At 56.5% G+C, this 21,354-nt stretch carries 19 protein-coding genes; 10 read left to right on the plus strand and 9 right to left on the minus strand.

The genetic code is table 11. From position 1 onward, the window contains the following. Positions 1–4 precede the first annotated feature (4 nt). The 5 genes from DK510_RS04480 to DK510_RS04500 all read right to left on the minus strand — a co-directional run bounded on the left by DK510_RS04480 (position 5) and on the right by DK510_RS04500 (position 5,119). Positions 5–1,243: an FAD-binding oxidoreductase gene (locus DK510_RS04480; protein ID WP_109311076.1), complete on the minus strand. Its 1,239-nt coding sequence runs from the start codon at positions 1,241–1,243 to the stop codon at positions 5–7. Beyond that, a complete protein-coding gene (locus tag DK510_RS04485) occupies positions 1,240–2,172 on the minus strand; it encodes a proline racemase family protein (protein WP_109311077.1) in 933 nt (310 codons plus the stop codon). Before DK510_RS04485 ends, DK510_RS04480 begins: the two co-directional genes overlap by 4 nt. Beyond that, positions 2,163–3,122, minus strand: coding sequence for a dihydrodipicolinate synthase family protein (locus DK510_RS04490; protein ID WP_109311078.1), 960 nt, complete (start codon positions 3,120–3,122; stop codon positions 2,163–2,165). The genes DK510_RS04485 and DK510_RS04490 overlap by 10 nt, the downstream gene beginning before the upstream one ends. Positions 3,123–3,257: 135 nt before the next feature. Beyond that, positions 3,258–4,316, minus strand: coding sequence for an ABC transporter ATP-binding protein (locus tag DK510_RS04495; RefSeq protein ID WP_109311079.1), 1,059 nt, complete (start codon positions 4,314–4,316; stop codon positions 3,258–3,260). Continuing rightward, positions 4,313–5,119: an IclR family transcriptional regulator gene (locus tag DK510_RS04500; protein WP_109311080.1), complete on the minus strand. Its 807-nt coding sequence runs from the start codon at positions 5,117–5,119 to the stop codon at positions 4,313–4,315. The genes DK510_RS04495 and DK510_RS04500 overlap by 4 nt, the downstream gene beginning before the upstream one ends. A 150-nt stretch (positions 5,120–5,269) precedes the next feature. Here DK510_RS04500 and DK510_RS04505 point away from each other — a divergent pair, with 150 nt between their 5' ends. From DK510_RS04505 to DK510_RS04550, 10 genes are all read left to right on the plus strand, one after another. After that, positions 5,270–6,529, plus strand: coding sequence for an ABC transporter substrate-binding protein (locus tag DK510_RS04505; RefSeq protein ID WP_109311081.1), 1,260 nt, complete (start codon positions 5,270–5,272; stop codon positions 6,527–6,529). A gap of 96 nt (positions 6,530–6,625) precedes the next feature. Continuing rightward, the gene (locus DK510_RS04510; protein WP_109311082.1) at positions 6,626–7,549 is read left to right on the plus strand and encodes a carbohydrate ABC transporter permease; all 924 of its coding nucleotides are present in this window, start codon (positions 6,626–6,628) and stop codon (positions 7,547–7,549) included. Between the two features lies 1 nt (position 7,550). Continuing rightward, entirely contained in the window at positions 7,551–8,399 is an 849-nt protein-coding gene (locus DK510_RS04515) for a carbohydrate ABC transporter permease (RefSeq protein WP_058271994.1), read from the plus strand. Positions 8,400–8,421: 22 nt separating this feature from the next. Then, positions 8,422–9,762 carry an alpha-glucosidase/alpha-galactosidase gene (locus DK510_RS04520; protein ID WP_109311083.1) on the plus strand — a complete coding sequence of 447 codons (1,341 nt, stop codon included), beginning with the start codon at positions 8,422–8,424 and terminating at the stop codon, positions 9,760–9,762. Positions 9,763–9,788: 26 nt separating this feature from the next. Further along, a complete protein-coding gene (locus tag DK510_RS04525) occupies positions 9,789–11,498 on the plus strand; it encodes an IlvD/Edd family dehydratase (RefSeq protein WP_109311084.1) in 1,710 nt (569 codons plus the stop codon). Continuing rightward, positions 11,498–12,265, plus strand: a complete 768-nt coding sequence (locus DK510_RS04530) for an SDR family NAD(P)-dependent oxidoreductase (protein ID WP_109311085.1) — start codon at positions 11,498–11,500, stop codon at positions 12,263–12,265. The genes DK510_RS04525 and DK510_RS04530 overlap by 1 nt, the downstream gene beginning before the upstream one ends. Before the next feature lie 4 nt (positions 12,266–12,269). Further along, a complete protein-coding gene (locus DK510_RS04535) occupies positions 12,270–13,163 on the plus strand; it encodes a 2-dehydro-3-deoxygalactonokinase (RefSeq protein WP_109311086.1) in 894 nt (297 codons plus the stop codon). After that, positions 13,160–13,765 carry a 2-dehydro-3-deoxy-6-phosphogalactonate aldolase gene (locus tag DK510_RS04540; protein WP_109311087.1) on the plus strand — a complete coding sequence of 202 codons (606 nt, stop codon included), beginning with the start codon at positions 13,160–13,162 and terminating at the stop codon, positions 13,763–13,765. Before DK510_RS04535 ends, DK510_RS04540 begins: the two co-directional genes overlap by 4 nt. Continuing rightward, positions 13,762–14,622 carry an SMP-30/gluconolactonase/LRE family protein gene (locus DK510_RS04545; RefSeq protein WP_109311088.1) on the plus strand — a complete coding sequence of 287 codons (861 nt, stop codon included), beginning with the start codon at positions 13,762–13,764 and terminating at the stop codon, positions 14,620–14,622. Before DK510_RS04540 ends, DK510_RS04545 begins: the two co-directional genes overlap by 4 nt. Next, positions 14,619–16,535: a beta-galactosidase gene (locus tag DK510_RS04550; RefSeq protein ID WP_109311089.1), complete on the plus strand. Its 1,917-nt coding sequence runs from the start codon at positions 14,619–14,621 to the stop codon at positions 16,533–16,535. Before DK510_RS04545 ends, DK510_RS04550 begins: the two co-directional genes overlap by 4 nt. Before the next feature lie 37 nt (positions 16,536–16,572). Here the strand turns inward: DK510_RS04550 and DK510_RS04555 are convergent, their stop codons facing one another. From DK510_RS04555 to DK510_RS04570, 4 genes are all read right to left on the minus strand, one after another. Further along, positions 16,573–17,838, minus strand: a complete 1,266-nt coding sequence (locus DK510_RS04555) for an ABC transporter permease (RefSeq protein WP_109311090.1) — start codon at positions 17,836–17,838, stop codon at positions 16,573–16,575. Next, entirely contained in the window at positions 17,835–18,755 is a 921-nt protein-coding gene (locus tag DK510_RS04560) for an ABC transporter permease (protein ID WP_109311091.1), read from the minus strand. Before DK510_RS04560 ends, DK510_RS04555 begins: the two co-directional genes overlap by 4 nt. An 11-nt stretch (positions 18,756–18,766) precedes the next feature. Continuing rightward, on the minus strand, positions 18,767–19,879 hold the full coding sequence (locus DK510_RS04565) for an ABC transporter ATP-binding protein (protein ID WP_058272004.1): 1,113 nt from the start codon (positions 19,877–19,879) through the stop codon (positions 18,767–18,769). Positions 19,880–19,997: 118 nt separating this feature from the next. Beyond that, positions 19,998–21,122 (minus strand): extracellular solute-binding protein, encoded by a 1,125-nt coding sequence (locus tag DK510_RS04570; protein ID WP_109311092.1) that lies wholly within the window; start codon positions 21,120–21,122, stop codon positions 19,998–20,000. Between the last annotated feature and the right edge of the window lie 232 nt (positions 21,123–21,354).

Here is a 21,354-nt window from a genome sequence, read left to right on the forward strand (position 1 = left end):
CTCCTTAAAATCGGGTGGCGGCGTAAGGCGATAATGATATTGGTGGGTCTTGCCCATCGACCAGCGCCCCGACGAGTTCCGCAGTTCCCGCAGATTGGGTCAGGCCCAAATGCCCGTGCCCGAATGCGTAAACGACATCCGCCGATTTACGAGACGGGCCGATCACCGGAATGCTGTCCGGCAACGATGGACGATACCCCATCCATTGCGTGCCACCTTCGGTTTTTAGTCCAGGCAGGAACGCCGCCGCCTTTTCCAACAAAATATCGGCGCGCTTGTAGTTTGGCGGTAAGGTTAACCCGCCCAGTTCGACTGCCCCTCCGACGCGCACGCCACCATTTATTTTGCTGGCAACAAAGCCGTGGCGCGAGAATGTCAGATGCATACGCAAATCAAATGCGCCTTCCGGCAGGGTGGTATTGTATCCACGCTCGGTTTCTAACGGGATACGGTCGCCCAAGGATTGTGCGATGTGATGAGACCAGGCACCTGCGGCAATCACCACTTTGGCCGCATCTATTGTTCCGTCCGCGCATGCGACCCGCATACCACTTTCCTGCGGTGACAGGGTTCGGATATCTTTCCGTTCAATCCGACCGCCGCGACCCTGAAAGACCTCAGCAAGGTGTTCGACCCATCGTTTTGGATCAACAGTGTTCAGCCAGTTCGGCGTAAATCCGGCGTGGGTGAACCGAGGGCTGAGGCCCGGCTGCATCTCGGCAATCGTGGTCGGGCTTTCAAGCAGTTCGAATTCGATCCCGTGTTCGCGCCGCAATTTCCATGTCGACAAACTGGCGCGATATTCAGCCTCGCTTTCATACAACTGCATCTGCCCATCGCGTTGCAGCAAGTGCTCGCCATCGACGGTAGATATCAGTTGATCAAGCGCAGTTTTAGAAAACGCCATCAAACTTGCTTGTGCACCAAGCAAGTTTTCATAGCGGTCCGGTCGGCTGGCGCGCCAAAACCGGTACATCCACGGCGCAATTTTCCAGGCGTAGGCCGGCGGGATAGATAGTGGGCCCAACGGATCCAACAACCACTTTGGTGCTTTGCGCATGATGCCGGGCGTGGCTAGTGGTTCGACCTCAGAAAAGGCAAACGCCCCGGCGTTACCAGCTGATGTTTCAGCCGCGATGCCCTTGCGGTCCAAGACAAGCACGGAATGGCCCCGTCGTTGCAGTTCGAGCGCGGTCGTAATCCCAATTACTCCGGCGCCGATGACAACGACTTGTAAGGTCATGTTTCGATCCCGGCTCTGAAAGGATCGTTTTCGTTGAACAACAACGTAGCCTCGGCCATGACGAATGCTTGCCCGGTGATCGAGGGGATAACACCCCCGTTTGGCCCGGGCTGGTAGGACAGCCGATAGGAACTGCCAATCACGCTTTGCTGGATGATCTCATGACCCGGCGCCAGACGTCCGTCGGCCGCCAGACAGGCCAGCCGAGCCGAACTGCCGGTTCCGCATGGTGAGCGGTCATAATTGTCATCGGGGCACAGAACGAAATTGCGACTGTGAACTGCCGGGTCCGGTGAAGATTCCTGTAAGATGACATGGTCAATCGGTTCGCCATTTTCGCCACCAACCCCTTGCGCGATCGAGGCTTCACGGATGGCTACCGTTACATCCTCCAGTACGCGAATATTCGCAGGCTCGACGGGAATCGGGCTGGGGTCAACGATAAAGAACCAGTTGCCGCCATATGCAACGTCGCCTGTGACATGGCCATAGCCCGCAACATCCAGTGTAACGGCCTGATGAATTCTGCGGCTTTCAATGTTGATCACGGTTGCGGTGTTTGCATCGTGCAACTTGACCGTCACCACCCCGGCAGGCGTTTCGATCCGGTGTTGGCCCACGTCGATTCGTCCCAGATGAGCCAATGTGACCGCCAGACCGATGGTTCCGTGCCCACACATGCCCAAAACGGCGTCGACATCGAAATAAATCACACCGGTTGCGCATGTCGGATCAACCGGCTCGACCAGTAACGCAGCGACCATGGCTGGCTGGCCGCGCGGCTCTAACATGACAGAGCGATAGAACGCCCCATGCTCAATAGCCAGCCGCTTTGCTCGTTCCGACAACGGCCCAGAGCCCAAATCGGGCGCGCCATCCAGAATGACACGCGTCGGCTCGCCGCCTGTGTGACTGTCGATCACGTGCATTCAGCGATCACCCCACCCTGTTTCGACCAATCGGCATACCAAGTCTGGAAAAGATCATATTGCTGTTCGCAATAGTTACGTTGTGCATCCGTCAACTCATCCGTCTCGTTAAAGTGCAATCGGTATTCCTGTTCCCCATTCAGGACCAGCAAGTGCTTGTAGTACAGCACCAGATCCGGGCCTTCGTCAAAGCTGGAAAGCACCTGAATCGCCTCGGTCAGTTCCAGCGCGCGCTGGCGGGCCTCAGCATGGCCTTGCGCCGCTTTTTTGGACAAAGCAGCCAGCAACAGCGCTTCGCGCGGCAAGGCTGTGCCAATCCCGGTGATCGACCCGGTTGCGCCGCAGTTCACGAAACCGTGGAAGACCTCGGTATCAACACCCACCATCAGGGTTACCTGATCATCCTGACTGGTAATGTTCTCGGCCGCATATCGCAGGTCGTCTTTGCCGCCGAATTCCTTGAACCCAATCAGATTTGAATGTTCTGTGCGCAGAGCAAAGAACAGGTCAGCCCGGGTAGCAAAGCCATAATACGGGCTGTTGTAGATGATCGCCGGAACATCGGGGGCGGCTGACAAAATCGCTTTGAAGTGGTTCCTCTGCGCGGCAGGTGAACTGCCGCGGGACAGAACGCGCGGAATGACCATCAGGCCAACAGCGCCCACCTTTTGCGCATGGGCAGCATGTGCCACAGCGGATTTGGTGTTGATGGCTCCGGTCCCGACCACAACGGGCAAACCCGCGTCGACCAAACGCTCGACACCTTCCATCCGCTGTGCATCGGTCAACAAGGGCCAATCTCCCATCGAACCGCAGTAGACCACTGCGGACATACCCGCGTCGATCATCTGCTTTCCTTTATGCACCAACGCATCAAAGTCAGGCGTCCGGTCGGGTTTGCATGGTGTCATCAGAGCGGGCATCGTGCCGGTGAACACATTGGTCGACATTGGTAAATTCCTCGATGGCTGGGCGGTTACACACGCTTTTGGAATCGCCATAACGGATATTGGATACAAAAACCAGAAAAATTGAAAACGCGCCGGATCGATGATCGGGCGCGCTCAAATTACAAAATGGATTTTTCAGCGAAGGCGGTGACCTGTTTCGAGATCGAACAGCATCGCGCGTTCCGGTCTCACTGACAGCCCGATGCGTTCACCCTGTTTGCTGCGCTGATCTTCTCGTTCCTCGACAATCAGCTTATCGCCATTGGGCGTCAGCAGATACGTATAGCTGACACCCCCAAGCGCTTCGGTCAGATCAACCGTGCAGGTATCGCCTGCCCGGTCCACTGCGATGTGTTCCGGACGTATGCCAAGGGTCACTTTACTCATCCCTGCCGGTACGTTTACAGGCACATCCAGCGGCTCGCTGAGAGCCGGGTGCGAAACCTTTCCATCGACGATGTCGCAATCAAGGAAATTCATGGCTGGTGACCCGATAAATCCCGCTACAAACCGATTGTCTGGGTCCCGATACAAATCCATCGGCGCGCCGACCTGTTCGATCCGGCCATCACGCAGCACAACGATCTTGTCGGCCATAGTCATCGCCTCGACCTGATCGTGAGTTACATAAATCATGGTCGCGCCAATTTCATTGTGCAGCCGCGCAATTTCAACCCGCATTTCGACCCGCAATTCAGCATCAAGGTTGGACAAGGGCTCGTCGAACAAAAACACCTCGGGCCCCCGCACGATGGCACGCCCGATGGCGACCCGCTGGCGTTGACCGCCAGACAGGGCTTTGGGTTTGCGCTTAAGGTATTGATCCAACTTGAGAATGTTCGAAGCGTCTTGCACTTTCTTGTTGATCTCGGACTTTTCCACGCCATTCATGCGCAAACCAAAACCCATATTCTCAGCCACAGTCATGTGTGGATAAAGGGCGTAGGTCTGGAACACCATGGCCACGCCACGCTTGGCCGGGTCCATATGGGTCACTTCGCGGGCACCAATATGGATTTGCCCTTCGGTTGTTTCCTCAAGGCCCGCGATCATCCGCAGCAAAGTGGATTTGCCACAGCCCGAAGGGCCGACGAAGACACAGAACTCTCCATCTTTGATCTCCAGATCAATGCCGTGAATAACCTGCGTCTCGCCATACCGCTTGATCGCCTGGTTCAGAGTCACACCTGTCATGTTGCTTGCATCCTGTCTGTGTCGGCACTGGGACGGGTCTCAGGGAACCGCCAGGCCTGTGCTTCGGCTCCGATTTGTTCGGCCACACGGCGAACACGGGGAACCCAGGTTTCCAATTGGTCGAAATTCATCCGTTCGGTCGATCCGGTCACGGAAATCGCCCCCAACATCCGCCCGCCCGAGGTGAGGATAGGACAGGCAATGCAGATGATGCCGGGCTCATGCTCTTCGTCATCGACGGCATAGCCACGGTTGCGGATCAGGTCGAGATCGGCACGCAACGCCGCCTCCGAGGTCAGTGTCTTGTCGGTAAAGCGATGGTAGCTTTGCTGGGACACTGCGCGGTTCAGCGCCGCCTCATCCAAAAACGCCATCATGGCCTTACCGACGCCGGTGCAATAGGCCGGGCCGACCTTGCCAGCTTGCGAATACATCTCAATCGGCTGGGCCGCATTGCGTTTATCCACGTACAGTACCTGATTTGAATCAAGCTGTGCCAAATGCACCGTTTCCCCGGTTTCCCGGCTCAATGCATCCAGAAAAGGTCGCGCAATTGGCGCGAGCGAGCTTTGTGTCCACGCTGCATGAGCCAGCCGAACCAATCGCAACCCAGGCGTATATGTCTGTCGGTCCGGATCATACGACAGCATTCCCTGATTGGTCAGCGTTTGCAGGAACCGATACAGGGTCGCCTTGGGGAAATTGCTGCTTTCCAACAGCTCTGCGAATCGAACCGGGCGCGCGAACGCAGCCACCTGATCCAGCACATCACATGCTTTTCCTATTGTTCCGTCACCAGCCACGGATTCCTGTTCTCCTCCAATTAACCCATCGCAATCGGCACGAAGGTCTTGACAAGACTAACCGAGTTGATGTGTAGTTTTCAATATATAAAACATAGTTTCATTATTTGGAACTGAAAAAGTATAAAATGGAAGCTAAGGGAGGAAACCATGCATTCCATGTACAAGCGCACTGCCGCCGCTTTGGCAGCCAGTGTCGCACTTGCCGCACCTGTCGCCGCCGAACTGACCGGTGAGTTGCGAATCTTTCTCGATACCTCCAACCCGGCGCCGCGCGCGACGATGGAGGCAATGATCGACCGTTTTGCGGAACAGCATCCGGGACTGGAAATCGAAACAACAGTAATCGACCGCGAGGCGTACAAGACCCAGATCCGCAACTTCCTGACTGCGGACACGCCGGACGTGGCGACGTGGTATGCGGCAAACCGCATGAAGCCCTACGTCGAGGCAGGCCTGTTCGAAGATGTATCGGACTTGTGGGCCGAACCTGAGATCGCCGAAAATCTGGCGTCGACCAAGGGTGCGATGACCATCGACGGCAAGCAGTGGGGTGTACCCTACACCTACTATCAGTGGGGTGTTTACTATCGCAAAGACATCTTTGACGAGCTGGGCCTGACCGAGCCAGCGACCTGGGAAGAAGAGCTGGCGAACTGCCAGAAGATCGTCGATTCGGGTCGCGCCTGCTATACGATCGGCACCAAGTTCCTGTGGACCGCTGGCGGCTGGTTCGACTACCTGAACATGCGCACCAACGGGTTTGACTTCCACAACCAACTTGCCAATGGCGAAATCAGCTGGGAAGACGACCGGGTCAAGCAGACCTTCGCCAACTGGAAACAGCTGATCGACATGGGTGCGTTCGTCGACAACCATCAGACGTACAGCTGGCAAGAGGCCCTGCCCTTCATGGTGAACGGCGAAGCCGCCGCGTACCTGATGGGTAACTTTGCAGTTGCGCCGCTGCGCGAAGCGGGACTGACCGACGACCAATTGGACTTCTATCAGTTCGTTTCTATCAACCCGGATGTAGAATTGGCGGAAGATGCGCCAACTGATACCTTCCACATCCCGGCCAACGCATCGAATAAAGAAGCCGCGCGTGAGTTCCTGCGCTTTGCCGTTTCCGCGGATGAGCAAACTCAGATCAACAACGGCGCAAACCTGGGCCAGCTGCCTGTGAACGCCCAATCGTCTGTTGATGAAGACAAGTTCCTGCAGCAAGGCTTTGAGATGCTGTCCGCCAACAGCCCCGGTGGCGTCGCCCAGTTCTGGGACCGTGACGCACCTGCGGAAATGGCGAAGGTGTCGATGGAAGGGTTCCAGGAATTCATGGTCAAGCCGGATAATGCTGACCGTATCCTGTCCAAACTGGAACGCGCACGTCAGCGTATCTACGAAAACTAAACCGGCCGGGCCGGGCTTTTGCCCGGCCTGCACCACTTCGAGTGTAAGGCGGGTGCATACCCGGCTTACTCCTTTGATCCAAAACCGAGTGAGCACATGTCAGCCGTCGATGTCCCTGAACAGGAAAGCTGGTTCCACAGAAATCAACAGCGCATAGCACCCTGGCTATTTTTGGCCCCGGGTCTGCTGTTCTTCATGGTCTATGTGATCATTCCAGTGTTCCAATCGTTCAACTTGTCCTTGTACGAATGGGATGGGCTTGGCGCTGCGGAATATGTGGGTTTTCGCAACTACGAAGACCTGTATTGGGAATTGGCCGATCGCGACGCGTTTTACATATCGCTGAAGAACAACCTGATCTGGTTGATCATGTATCTGTTGGCAATCCCGGCAGGCCTGTTCATCGCTCTGTTCCTGAATCAAACCGTCTGGGGCATTCGGCTCTATAAGTCGCTGTTCTTCTTCCCCTTTGTAATCTCTCAGGTCGTCGTCGGACTCGTTTTCACGTGGTTCTATGACCCTACTTTCGGTCTGTTGAACGAATTCCTGGGCTTTTTCGGCTTCGGCCCTCTGAATGTTCTGGGAGATGAGCGTTTCGTCACCTTCGGCATCATCTTTGCCGGTCTCTGGCCGCAAACAGCTTATTGCATGATCCTGTATCTCACTGGCCTGAACGCTGTGGATCCGGAACAGATCGAGGCCGGACGTCTGGACGGTGCGAAAGGAGGGCGGATGCTGTGGCACATCATCCTGCCTCAACTACGCCCAGCCACCTTCATTGCTTTCGTTGTCACCATCATCGGCGCGCTTCGGTCTTTCGATCTAATCTCGATCATGACCCAAGGTGGCCCGTTCGGTTCATCCCGTGTGCTGGCCTATTACATGTTCGAAGTCGCGCTGTCAGAATACGGCTTCCGCATGGGATATGGTGCTGCCATCGCGGTGATCCTGTTCCTGATCATGCTGTGTTTCATCGCCTATTTCCTGTGGTCGATGTACCGCGAAGAAAGGGGGCATTAAGATGTTTCCCAAACCCATCGAAAAACAACCCCGCGGGGCTCAGATCACCTACCAGGCGATGCTGCCCTTGGCACTGCTGTTGTGGCTCGGCCCCCTACTGGCGGTAGCGCTGTTCTCGGTCAAGCCGGCGGCCGACTTTACCAATGCGAACTACTGGGGGATGCCGTCCAGCTTTGAGGGTGCCTACAACTATGGGCAGGTATTCTTCAACTCGGACATGCCACGCTATTTGCTGAACTCGTTCATGATCACCATTCCAACAGTGATCGGTGCCGTCGCGCTTAGTTGCATGACCGGGTTTGCACTGGGGATCTATAAATTCCGCTCAAACATCTGGATCTTTTTCATGTTTGTTGCGGGCAACTTCGTCCCGTTCCAGATTCTAATGGTTCCGGTGCGCGACCTGACGTTGGAGTTGGGTCTCTACAACACCAAAACCGGCCTCGTCTTGTTCCACATTGCTTTCCAAACAGGCTTTTGCACTTTGTTCATGCGCAACTTTATCCGCGCCCTGCCCTTCGAACTGATCGAGGCGGCTCGCGTTGAAGGCATCAGTGAATGGCGCATTTTCTGGTACGTGGTCCTACCGCTGATGAAACCGGCGATCGCGGCCCTCAGTGTGTTGATTTTCACCTTCATCTGGAACGACTACTTCTGGGCTGTTGTCCTGACACAGGGTGCGGAAAGCCAACCCGTGACAGCAGGTATAACCAGTTTTAACGCCCAATTTCGGGCGGCCTATCAACTAATGAGTGCCGGTTCCATCGTCGCGGCTCTGCCGCCGGTGGCCATGTTCTTCCTCATGCAGAAACACTTCATCGCGGGTTTGACCCTCGGTGCCGTAAAATAACGTCAAGCCAAAGGTTTGCCACATGACCAAGATCACCTTTATCGGGGCAGGCTCCACGATCTTCATGCAGAATATCGTGGGCGACGCCCTGCTGACACCTGCACTGGCCGACAGCCATTTTGCGCTGATGGACATCGATCCCGTGCGCCTTGCCGAAAGCGAGGCCGTCGCCAGGGCGATGATCCGCTCTGTCGGAACAGGGGCATCTGTCTCAAAGCATACCGACCGGCGCGCCGCGCTTGAAGGCGCCGATTTCGTCATCACCGCCTTCCAGGTCGGCGGCTACAAACCCTGCACGGTGACGGATTTCGAGATCCCCAAACAATACGGCCTGCGCCAGACCATCGCTGACACCCTGGGCGTCGGCGGCATCATGCGAGGCCTGCGCACGGTTCCTGTGTTGTGGGACGTTGCACAAGACATGATGCAGCTCTGCCCAAACGCAACGCTGCTGCAATACGTGAACCCGATGGCGATCAACACATGGGCCCTGGCAGAACGTTTCCCGGCGCTGAAACATGTCGGCCTGTGTCACTCTGTCCAAAACACCGTTGAAGAACTTGCTCACGATCTGGACCTGCCCAAGGACGAGTTCCGCTACAAGGTGGCAGGCGTGAACCACGTGGCCTTTTTCCTGAGGCTAGAGCATAACGGGCGCGACCTCTACCCGGCATTGCGGCAAGGGTATGCCGGCGGGCAAATTCCCAAACCACCGCTTTTGATGCCACGTTGCCCCAACAAGGTGCGGTATGAGGTGATGGAACATCTGGGCTATTTCTGCACGGAAAGTTCAGAACACTTGGCGGAATACGTTCCATGGTTCATCAAAGATGGCCGCCAGGACCTGATTGAGCAGTTCAGCATCCCTCTGGATGAATACCCAACCCGTTGCGAGGAACAGATCGCCAGTTGGAAAGAACAGGCAAAGACCCTGACTGACGGGCGTGATATTGAAGTGATCCGAAGCCATGAGTTCGCCGCTGACCTGATGAATGCGATCGTGACTGATACGCCCTACGTGGCGTATGGGAATTTGCCCAATACTGGACAGATCCCTCAACTCCCCCTTGGAGCGGCTGTCGAAACACCTTGCCTTGTCGACACTAACGGTGTCCAACCTTCGGTCGTAACAGATATTCCGCCCCAGCTGATCGCGCTGATGCGCAGCCAGATCAACGTGCAGGAACTGACTGTACGGGCATTGGTTGAGCAGAACCCAGAATACATTTACCACGCCGCTATGATGGACCCGCATACGGCCGCTGAACTGGACCTGCGTCAGATCCGCAGCTTGGTTAGTGACCTGTTGGTGGCACATGCCGATTGGTTGCCAGATTGGTGCAAACCCGCCAAGGCGGCCTGATCCCAATTTTAGAAGGCTGAAAAACAATGACAAAAAAACGCCGCTCTCAGCATTGGTATGGCAAGCTGGACAAGGATGGCTTTATCCACAGATCTTGGATGAAGAACCAAGGTTTTCCTGATCACGCGTTCGATGGTCGCCCGATCATCGGTATCTGCAACACCTGGTCGGAACTCACGCCCTGCAACTCGGGCCTGCGTGATCTGGCTGAAGGCGTCAAACGCGGCGTGTGGGAGGCCGGAGGGTTTCCGGTCGAATTCCCGGTGATGTCACTGGGTGAAACCCAGATGAAACCAACTGCCATGCTGTTCCGCAACCTGCTGGCAATGGATGTCGAGGAATCTATTCGCGCCTATGGCATCGACGGCGTGGTGTTGCTGGGTGGGTGTGACAAGACCACGCCGGGGCAGCTGATGGGTGCTGCTTCGGTCGATCTGCCCTCGATCGTAGTCAGCTCTGGCCCGATGCTGAACGGAAAATACCGAGGCAAGGACATTGGATCCGGAACAGATGTCTGGAAATTTTCCGAGGCCGTTCGTGCCGGCGAGATGACCTTGAAGGATTTCATGAACGCCGAATCCGGTATGTCACGCAGCGCAGGTGTTTGCATGACCATGGGTACGGCCTCAACCATGGCGTCTTTGGTGGAAGCGATGGGTATGTCCCTGCCCACCAACGCCGCCCTGCCGGCGGTTGATGCCCGCCGTATGGCGCTGGCACACCTGACGGGTAAACGGATTGTCGAGATGGTGGACGAAGATCTTAAGCCGTCGGACATCCTGACCAAGGAAGCGTTCGAAAATGCCATTCTGGCCAATGCAGCCGTTGGCGGCTCGACCAATGCAGTGGTGCATTTACTCGCACTGGCGGGCCGCGTGGGCGTAGACCTGACGCTGAAAGACTTTGAAATCGGGTCGGAAATCCCGCTGCTGGTGAACTGCATGCCCTCAGGGAAATACCTGATGGAGGATTTCTGCTACGCGGGCGGTGTGCCGGTGGTTCTGAACGAGTTGAAACCCTTCCTGCGCTCCGCAAAAACCGTGCTGAACAAAGATATCTCGGCCCATTTCGAAGGGGCTGAGTGCTTTAACCCCGACGTCATCCGCCCCTTCGACGATCCGGTTAAACCCGCCGCGGGATTGCGCGTACTGCGCGGGAACCTCGCGCCCAACGGGGCCATTGTAAAACCCTCGGCCGCGACGGATGCATTACTGGAAACAGAAGCCGAAGCCTACGTTTTTGAGAGCATCGAAGACTTGAAAGCCAATATTGACCGGGATGATCTGCCAGTAACGTCTGAAACCATACTGGTCCTGAAAGGCTGCGGCCCAAAGGGCTATCCCGGCATGCCCGAGGTCGGCAATATGCCAATCCCGGCCAAGCTGGTGAAGGAAGGCGTCCGCGACATGATCCGCATATCCGACGCCCGCATGTCCGGCACCGCCTATGGCACCGTCATCCTGCATGTCAGCCCCGAGGCACAGGCAGGCGGCACGCTGGCACTCGTCAAAACCGGGGACCGTATCCGGGTTTCTGCCAGCAACGGGGAATTGGAGCTGCTTGTCGCCGCTGAGGAGCTGGAAACCCGCCGCGCCGCGTGGCAACCGGATGATCCGCACTACACGCGCGGTTATGCGAAACTCTATGTCGACCACGTGCTGCAAGCCGATCAGGGCGCGGACCTAGACTTCCTCGTCGGCAAAGACACCCGCCTTGTGACCAGAGAGAGCCACTGATGGACCATCCAGCCACTTTTCACGATCTAAACGGCGCCTCGGTCTATATTACCGGCGGCGGCTCAGGTGTAGGGGCCGCACTGACAGACGGTTTTTTAGCCCAGGGCGCAAACGTTGCCTTTATCGGCCGCTCGGACGCCAGCGCATTCGTTGAGGAAATGCGAGACAAACATGGCCGCGCGCCGCTGTTTATGCAGGGCGACATGACGGATACCGAATTGCTGCACGCCACTATGCAAAAGGCTGCCGAGGCACATGGACCTTTGGATGTGTTGGTCAACAACGCCGCTAACGACAAGCGTCACTCGCTTGAGGAAACCACCGCCGAGTTCTGGGACTGGATGATTGAGGTGAACCTCAAGGCCTACTACTTCGCCTGTCAGGAGGCTGCGCGCCAAATGACTGGCAAAGGGGGTTCAATCGTCAACTTCAGCTCGATCAGCTACATGATGGGGAATGCGGGGTACCCAATCTATACGACGTCGAATGCCGGGATCACCGGGATGACGCGATCTTTGGCACGCGAATTGGGGCCGCAAAAAATTCGTATCAATGCGCTGGCTCCCGGATGGGTTTTGACGCAAAAGCAACTTGAAATGTGGGCCACGCCGGATGACCTGGCAGCGCATTTGGAGCGCCAGTGCCTGAAGGAACACCTGACGCCCGAAGACATGATCGCACCGACATTGTTCCTGGCCTCGGATGCCAGCCGCGCGATGACCGGACAGTGCATGGCCGTCGATGGCGGCGTTGTAGTAACGGGGTAAGGCCATGAATGCAGAGTGGATAGCCGTCGACTGGGGAACATCCCAACTGCGGGCCTGGGCCTTGAAGGGCGACACCGTACTGGCGCAATCCCAGTCTGATCGGGGAATGGCCCGGCTGAGCAGAGATGCGTTTCAATCTGCCTTGCTTGACCTGATCGCCGACTGGCTGGGTCCTGAACCTGTCGACGTTGTGGCTTGCGGTATGGTCGGTGCGCGGCAAGGTTGGGTCGAAGCACCCTACTCGGCCGTCCCGTCAGCGCCGCTGCCGGATGCCCCTATACGAGTACCGGGAACCGATGCGCGGATACGCGCATTTGTGGTGCCTGGTCTCAAACAGAACGCACCGCCAGACGTTATGCGCGGTGAGGAAACTCAAATATCTGGCTTTCTGGCAACCCGCCCGAACTGGGACGGGGTTATCTGCCTGCCCGGGACGCATTCAAAATGGGTTCAGATCAGCGCAGGAGAAGTCGTGAGCTTTCGAACGTTCATGACAGGTGAGATGTTTGAACTGCTCTCCAAGCAATCAGTGCTCAAGCATTCGGTCGGTGACGGCTGGGACGCCGACGCCTTCGCAGAAGCTACGGCAGACGCGTTGTCCAAACCCGAACAATTGGCTGCGCGCCTGTTCGGACTGCGAGCGGCGGATTTGTTGCACAATCAGGACAAGGGGACAGCCCGAGCCAAGTTATCCGGGCTTTTGATCGGGGCCGAGTTGGGCGCAACACGCCCCTACTGGTTGGGGCAGCAGCTGGCAATCATCGGCGCTGAAGGGATGTCCCAAATCTACGCACGTGCGCTGCAATTGCAGGGCGCTTTCGTGGGCACAGCTAACGCAACTCAATGCACATTGGCAGGTCTGGCACAGGCCCGCAAACTAACGAGGCAAACCGCATGAGCCGCCCCATCATCGCCATTTTGCGTGGCTTGCAACCGGCAGAAGCCGTCAATGTAGGCCATGCTCTGATCGAATCTGGTATCGACAAGATCGAGGTGCCGTTGAATTCGCCTGACCCGCTGAACAGCATTGAATCGTTGGCCAGCTCATTCGGTGATCAAGCATTGATCGGCGCTGGTACGGTTCTGACCCCCGAGCAGGTAGAGGCCGTTTCGCAAGTTGGCGGAAAGCTGATCGTTTCCCCGAATTATGACGCCGAGGTCATTGTGCGTTCTGTCGCGCTTAACATGCAAAGCTGGCCGGGCGTCTATACCCCGACCGAGGTGTTTGCTGCGCTTAAGGCTGGCGCGACGGGATTGAAATTGTTCCCGGGTGTCACCGCCGGACCAAGTGGTTTGGCCGCACTGCGACCTGTATTGCCATCGGGTACTTTGGTCTATGCCGTTGGTGGCGCTGGACCTGAGAACTTCGCCGAATGGATCAAGGCTGGGGCAGACGGGTTTGGCATCGGATCGGCCCTGTTCAAACCGGGGATGTCCGTCGCGGAAATTGCCGGTCAGGCCGAGCGGATCGTCGCTGCCTATGACGAGGCGGCTGGATGAGCTTTGTTTTTGATGATCGCCCTTGTGAGCTTGGCGAAGGACCCCTGTGGCATCCTGAACGCAAGCAACTGTTCTGGTTCGACATCATCAACAAACGATTGATGACGCAGACCGGGGATGAGCAGCACAGTTGGCAGTTTTCGGAACATGTCTCAGCGGCAGGTTGGGTGGACCGGGATACAATCGTGATGGCCTCAGAAACCGGCCTGTGGCGGTTTGGTTTGAACAGTGGTCAAAAAGACCTGATCGTCTCGCTAGAGGCGGACAACCCGGTCACCCGCTCCAATGACGGGCGTGCAGACCCGTGGGGCGGGTTCTGGATCGGGACGATGGGAAAAAACGCCGAACAAGAGGCGGGCGCGATCTATCGGTACTGGCAGGGCGAACTACGCCTGCTTGTGCCCGAGGTCACAATCTCGAACGCGATCTGTTTTGCCCCAGACAAGTCCCGCGTCTATTACACGGATACAGTCACACAACAGGTTAGGCGCTGCTCGCTGGAGCCTGAGACGGGGTGGCCCGAAGGCAATAGCACGGTGTTTCTCGACCTGAGCGCTGATGACCTTTTTCCCGATGGCGCTGTGGTCGACGCAGAAGGCAATATCTGGATCGCCCAATGGGGGGCAAACCGTGTTGCTTGCTATGACCCGAACGGGCGGTTTCGGCATGCCGTTTCGTTTCAGGCCGCACATACATCTTGTCCCGCCTTTGGCGGCGACGATCTGACAACGCTGTTTTGCACCACTGCCCGTCAGGGGTTGGACGCAGTCACTGTTGAAACACAACCAACCAATGGCATGACCTTTGGCGCATTGGGCGCGGGCACAGGCCAGGCAGAACACAGAGTCCTTCTATGAAACCAGAACTTGGTGTTTGCTATTACCCGGAACATTGGCCCGAGGCCATGTGGGCCGAAGACGCGGCTCGAATGGTTGAAACTGGCATAAGCTGGGTCCGGATCGGTGAGTTTGCCTGGAGCCGAATGGAGCCGGTTCCAGGCGATCTGCAGTTGGATTGGCTGGACCGTGCAATCGAAACGCTTGGGGCAACTGGGCTCAAGGTTGTGCTGGGGACGCCTACTGCGACACCTCCGCGTTGGATGCTTGAGAAACACCCAGACATGCTGGCAGTGGACGTTCTGGGGAATACACGAAAATTCGGCTCACGCAGGCATTATTGTTTTAGCCATTCGGGTTATGTCCAAGAATCCGTCCGCATTGCCCGGATCATGGGCGAGCGCTATGGACGAAACCCGCATATTGCGGCCTGGCAAATCGACAATGAATATGGCTGTCACGATACGACCGTCAGCTACGGCATCGCCGCTCTGCATGCCTTTCAGCTTTGGTTAAAGGATCAATACGGCAGCATTAACGCGCTAAACGAGGCATGGGGCAACATATTCTGGGCGATGGAGTATCGCGATTTCGATCAGATTGATTTGCCCAATCAGACAGTGACCGAACCCAACCCGGCGCATGTTCTGGCGTTCCGGCGTTTCAGTTCGGATCAGGTCGTTGCGTATAACAAAGCCCAGGCAGATGTACTGCGCGCTTTGACCGATGCGCCTTTGTTGCACAACTATATGGGCCGAGTGCTGGATTTCGACCATTTCAAGGTTGGCGAAGATCTGGATATCGCCACATGGGACAGCTATCCAATCGGCTTCCTCTCTGACCGGCTTGAAGCGGATGAAACGCACAAAACCGCCTTTTTTCAGCAGGGCGACCCGGACATGCAGGCTTTTCATCATGACCTGTATCGCGCGGTCGGGCGTGGGCGTTGGTGGGTGATGGAGCAGCAACCCGGCCCGGTGAATTGGGCACCATACAATCCGGCGCCACTACCCGGAATGGTTAAGCTTTGGTCACTTGAGGCAGTGGCGCACGGGGCAGAGGTCGTCAGCTATTTCCGCTGGCGGCAGGCCCCGTTTGCACAAGAGCAAATGCATGCGGGGTTGCTGACACCCAACAACCGCCCTGCCCCGGCCCTGACCGAGGCAAAGCAGACTTCGGACGCGTTGTCAGAAATAGGCAACGTTGTGCAAACACGGGCCCAGGTGGCCATCCTGTTCGACTACGCCTCGGATTGGGCTTGGTCGACACAGCCTCAGGGCGCGGGATTTGACTATTTTCGTCTGATTTTCTCGGCGTATCGCGCCTTGCGGCGGGCGGGTTTGTCTGTGGACTTCGTGTCCTCAACCAACACTCCGCCTGTTGGTTACAAGTTCATCCTTGCTCCGGGGATAGCCACCGTGAGCGACAATTTGGAGCGTCAATTGGTGGAGGCCAGTGATCTGCTCATCCTGGGTCCACGCAGCGGGGCGATCACACATGATTTCCAGATTCCCCGGGCACGACCCGGTCTGAACGGTCTGAAATGCGACGTCGACCTAGTTGAGACACTGCCGCCTAACATCCGCCGTGGCGTTGAAGGCGGCGGCGCGGCGCAACATTGGATCGACAGGGTTTCGGGGGCTGCCCCCAATTTGCTGACATTTGCAGATGGCACCCCTGCGCTTTTGGGTGAAAATCGCCTTTGGTATCTGGCAGGTTTCCCGGATGACACATTGTGGGACCGGGTCGTTGAAATGGCCGCGCGCAAAACCGAGGTTACCCTATATCCGATGCCCAAAGGGTTGCGCCGTCGCGAGACGGCCACGCATGTTTTCCTAATAAATTACAATGCGCAACCGGTCGCATGGAACGGTGACGTCGTTGACGCCTGTGACGTTGCTGTCACGCAGAAAGACGCGCCCGAAGAGGAATAACCTCTCCGGGCGCACGTTTTGGATTTAGCTTCAAAACCTACTGGTCAGTCTGCAGGCTGTTGGGGTCGAACACGCCCCCAAAGCCACCGTTGTTTGAAGGCGGAGTTTCAGTATCTGAACTCTCCTCCTCGGCGTCCCCACCCAGAGTATTCGGTGCGAAGACATTGCCAAAACCACTGTTGTTGGATGGTTTCGGTGTGGATTGCTGCGCACCACCTTGTTCGGCTTCTTCGGCCTCGCGCTTCTTACGCTGTTCTTCGCGCTGCTTGCGCAGCTCTTGAATGCGTTGTTCCGCTTCCAGGCGTTTCTGCTCTTTCACATTGGCAATGCATTGGCCAGGGTTGTAGGCCGTTGCGGTGCCAACGACAGTGATCGTCGCAACCGCAAACACAACCAGCAGGGCAGCCGCCATGTTGCCAGCAAAGAAGCTGGGCAGCTTAATCTTGCCGGCCAGCTCCTCAACTGTGGCGCTCTTGCGGGCTGCGGCCACCAGCTCCTGACGCTTCAGCTTGGCTTCGTTCAACAAGGCAAAGAATACTGTCAGTGCCACGATGATGAAGGCCAGAGCCGAAATGGCGGGTGTAATGCCGTAGCGCACCTTTTGGGCCAGTTCGATCGTAAGCGTCGGGTATTCACCAAAGGTGAAAGTGGTCGTGTTGTAGTTCTCGAACGAAGCGAGGAACGCCAGCACTGCAGCCGACGCGATCGCAGGACGCATGAAGGGCAGCAGGATCTTGCGGAAAGCCTGAGCATGCGTTGCACCAAGGTCCAACGCCGCTTCGGTCAATGCCACATCGTAACGCTGCAGGCGCGCCACCAGAACCAACATGCAATAGCTTGCAATAAAGGTGGATTGGCCGATTACCGTCAGGAAGATACCGTTAGACAGGAAACTATCTGCACCCAGTCCCAGCATCCGGTTGATCCGATCCCAGAACACCAAAGTCGAGATGCCCAGAACAACACCCGGGATCAGGATCGGAGCGATTATGATCGTATAGTAGGTCGCCCGCAACTTAGGCCAGATCTGGGTCAGCATCAGCGCACCGGCCAGACCCATCGCCACCGACAGAATAACCGTTCCGGCACCAATGATCAGCGAGTTCTTGATGCCGTTCAGGATACGCTGATCCTGAAACAGCTCGCCAAACCACTGGAAGGTCAGACACTCCCACGGCGTCATGCGCGGGAAGGCCGACGAATTGAAGGCCGTGACCGACATGATTACCAGTGGGCCCAGCAGGTACAGGAAGAAGATGACCAGATAGACCCAGATGCTTACACGAAGGAAGGAATTATTCATTTCCCGATATCCCCCATGTTCACCTTGAACAGGCGCATCATCGCCAGCACGAACAGGATACATGTCACCAGAAGAACGATGGCGTAGGCGGCACCTTGCGGCCAGTCATTGTTGTCATTGAATTGCTGGTAGATCAGCTGCGTAAACCACAGGCTGGACGGTCCGCCCAGGATTTGCGGCGCGGCCAGCGCACCGGCACTCAGCATGAACACCATGGTACAGCCCGAGCTGATGCCCGGTTTGGCGTAAGGAATGACCACACGCCAGTGAATCCGCCACCATGGCGCACCAAGATCACGCGCAGCCTCGATCTGGTTTTTATCCAGACTTTCGATCACGTTGTACATCGGGAAGATCATCAGCAGAATGTAGGCGTAACCCAGACCGGCATAGAGCGCGATGTCGTTGCGAATAAAGTCAAAAGGCATATCCCAGATGCCCAGCCCCACGAACAGGGTATTCAAAACACCGGTCTCACCAAAGATGATCCGCAGGGCAAAGGCACGTAAAATCTCGTTGATCCAGTATGGAATGATCAGCATGATCGCGAAGATGCGAATGTGGTTGCCCTTGGACTGGCCCAGGTAATAGGCAATCGGATAGCAGAGGATCAGGTTGAAGACCGTCACACAGACTGCGGCCAGCAGTGTGCGAAAAAAGACCCTCAGGTCGACTGCATTATAGGACTGACTACCACCTTCGGGGCCATAGATCAGGTACTTGTAGTTCTCCAGCGTATAAACGTCCTTAGGCCCGCCAATCTCGGGCGGTGGCAGGTTCGGACGGAAGGAAAAATCCAGCATCGACAGCTGGGGCAGAATGATCAGGCCAATAGTCCAGAATAGGACAAGACCCAATATTGCGGCGCCCATGCCGATGCCGTTTCGGTTAAAGAATTCTTTCAGGAAGCCTGGCATAGTCGGCCCCCTTATTCCGCGGCCAATTCACCCGCCGGAACCAGAACCGCATTGCGGGTCTCATATTCCAACGTGATGTTTTGGCCTGTGTGGTCATCGAAGGATTGGCCGAGATTTGGCAAGGACACCTTGATCTCTTTACCGCCGTCACCTTCGGTGAAGATGTTGAAGACGTTACCTTCGAATTCTTCGTGGTTCACCCGCGCGGTGACAAAGTGATCGCCTGACGCACCATCGGAGGCGATCGCAAAAGCTTCGGGGCGAATGAACATCATGGCGTCATCACCTACTGCCAGCTTTCCTTGGTTGGCGGTCGAGATACGTGCAACCAATTCACCAGACCGGTTCGTTGAAATCAGCGCTTCGTTCCCCATAATCTGTTTAATTTTGCCGCGGAATACATTGTTTTCACCTACGAAAGAGGCCGCGAATGCAGTGTTGGGATCATTATAAATGGTCTTGCCATCAGCGATTTGATCGATCACGCCAGCCCGCATGACAGCGATATTGTCTGACATGGTCAGGGCTTCGCCCTGGTCGTGGGTGATATAGATGAAGGTGATGCCGACGCGCTTTTGAATCTCTCGCAGCTCGGTGCGCATATGCTGGCGCAGTTTGAGGTCCAGCGCGGACAACGGTTCATCCAGCAAAAGTACATCCGGTTCTGCACATAGCGCGCGGGCGATGGCAACCCGTTGGCGCTGACCACCGGACAGCTCGCTTGGCAGTTTGTCACCCTGGTCGGGCAGCGCGATCATGTCCAGCAGCTCATCGGCACGCTTTCGGCGCTCTTTCGCGCTTGCGCCGCTGATCTCCAATGAGAAGGTGATATTTTCCCACACTTTCATCAGCGGGAACAACGCGAGGTTCTGAAAAATAAGGGCGGTCGGGCGTTTGTTCGGGCCAATGCCCCGCATATCCTTGCCGCCGATCAGAACTTTGCCTTCGCTTGGTTCCAGAAAGCCCGAAACTGCCCGCAGGATCGTTGTTTTGCCGCACCCCGAGGGACCGAGAAACGAAAAGAAATCGCCCCCGTTGATGTTCACGTTTGCATCCCTCACGGCAACAAAATCACCGAAACGGATCCACAGGTTCTCAAGATCTACACCGACCCCTGCACTCATTTTTGGTATCTCCGTCAGGTACGGTCCGTGACCGCACCGAAATAGCGTCCGTCACGCCGTTGTGGCATGCGGGTTGATAGCCCTCCGCACAGTGGCGGAGGGCACCTTGTCAAAGCAATCAGGCGCTTTTGAACTTGTTGACGAACTCGGTCCGAGTTTCGGCATACCACGGAGCCTCAGCAGGCCATGGGTTCAGGTTTGCCAGTGAGTCGCCCGGATAGGCCTCGGCGAAGTTCTTCTTGTAGGTGTCGCCCGCATATTGGTCGGCACCCAGAACTGGCGAGTTGTAGCCGTGGCTATCGATGGCGACACCAGCAGGCTTGGCCTGATAGGCAAAATCGATGAAGGCATAAACCTGGTCGATGTTCTGCGCACCGGTCGGCATCGACAAACCGTCGACCCATGCCATCGCACCTTCGACCGGAGCCTGATAGTGCACCGGCTCACCAGCTGATTTCAGCGCCAGCGGCGGACCATCCCAAGTCTGGCCGACAATAACGCCTTCGTTCAACAGGCCGTTTTTCTGGGTGTCAGCGTCGTTCCAGATCAGCTTGATCCGGTTCTTCCGCTCGACGCACCAGTCGGTGATCTGACCCCAGACCTTGCGCATGGTGTCTTCGTCGCCGTACGCGGCCCAGACAGAGCCAGGCTCCATCTCACCAGAGGCTTCCATATACAGACCCGCGCCCAGCATCATCGAGTGTGCGCGACCCATGGTCTTACCTGCGTTTGCTTCGGACCAGACGTCCCCATAGGACGGGGCGTCGCCCTCGGGCAGCCACAGGTCGGTGCGGTAGGCAATACCTTCTGTACCCCAGATATGCGGCAGCCAGTGCACGCCGCTGTCAGCAAAGTTCCAGGCGTCGGTGCCGATCTGCGCCATCGCAGGGTTCACCAGATCAATCGGAACCTTGTTCATGTCGAAGGGCTGCAACAGTTCCAGCGGCCCCCACTGCAGCGAGCGGTTGTTCGTCGGCGATACGATGTCAAAGCCTTGGCCTTTGGTGGCCTTCATCTTGTTGATGATTTCTTCGTTCGACCCGATACCGGTATAGTTCACCTTGATTCCGGTCAGAGTTTCAAACTCTTGCAGGAATGCGGGCGGCAGATAGTCCGACCACATCAAAATGTTGATTTCACCCGAAGATGCCAGCGCGCTTTTGCTGTAAAGCGGTGCTGCCAGTGCTGCTGCGCCCGCGCCTTTCAGGACCGAGCGTCTGGAAACGGTTTTCCGTTCAGCCATATTTTAGTTCTCCCGTTATTGGACTGTGTTGTTTTGTTATTATGGTTGCCACGCTAGAACTTTGCGGGGGCATTGTCAGGCCAAAAGTGACGGATTGGCAATTTCGTATGTCCAGATTGCGATTTAATCTAGCAAATATGGCTAGTTACCCCCTGGGTCCGCAGTCACATATTGAGACCGAAGTAGCCTATTTCTGCAACGTTTCTTAAGAAATTAACACAGTTGCCCGTCC

Source organism: Ruegeria sp. AU67 (assembly GCF_900312795.1).
Classification (GTDB): domain Bacteria; phylum Pseudomonadota; class Alphaproteobacteria; order Rhodobacterales; family Rhodobacteraceae; genus Ruegeria; species Ruegeria atlantica.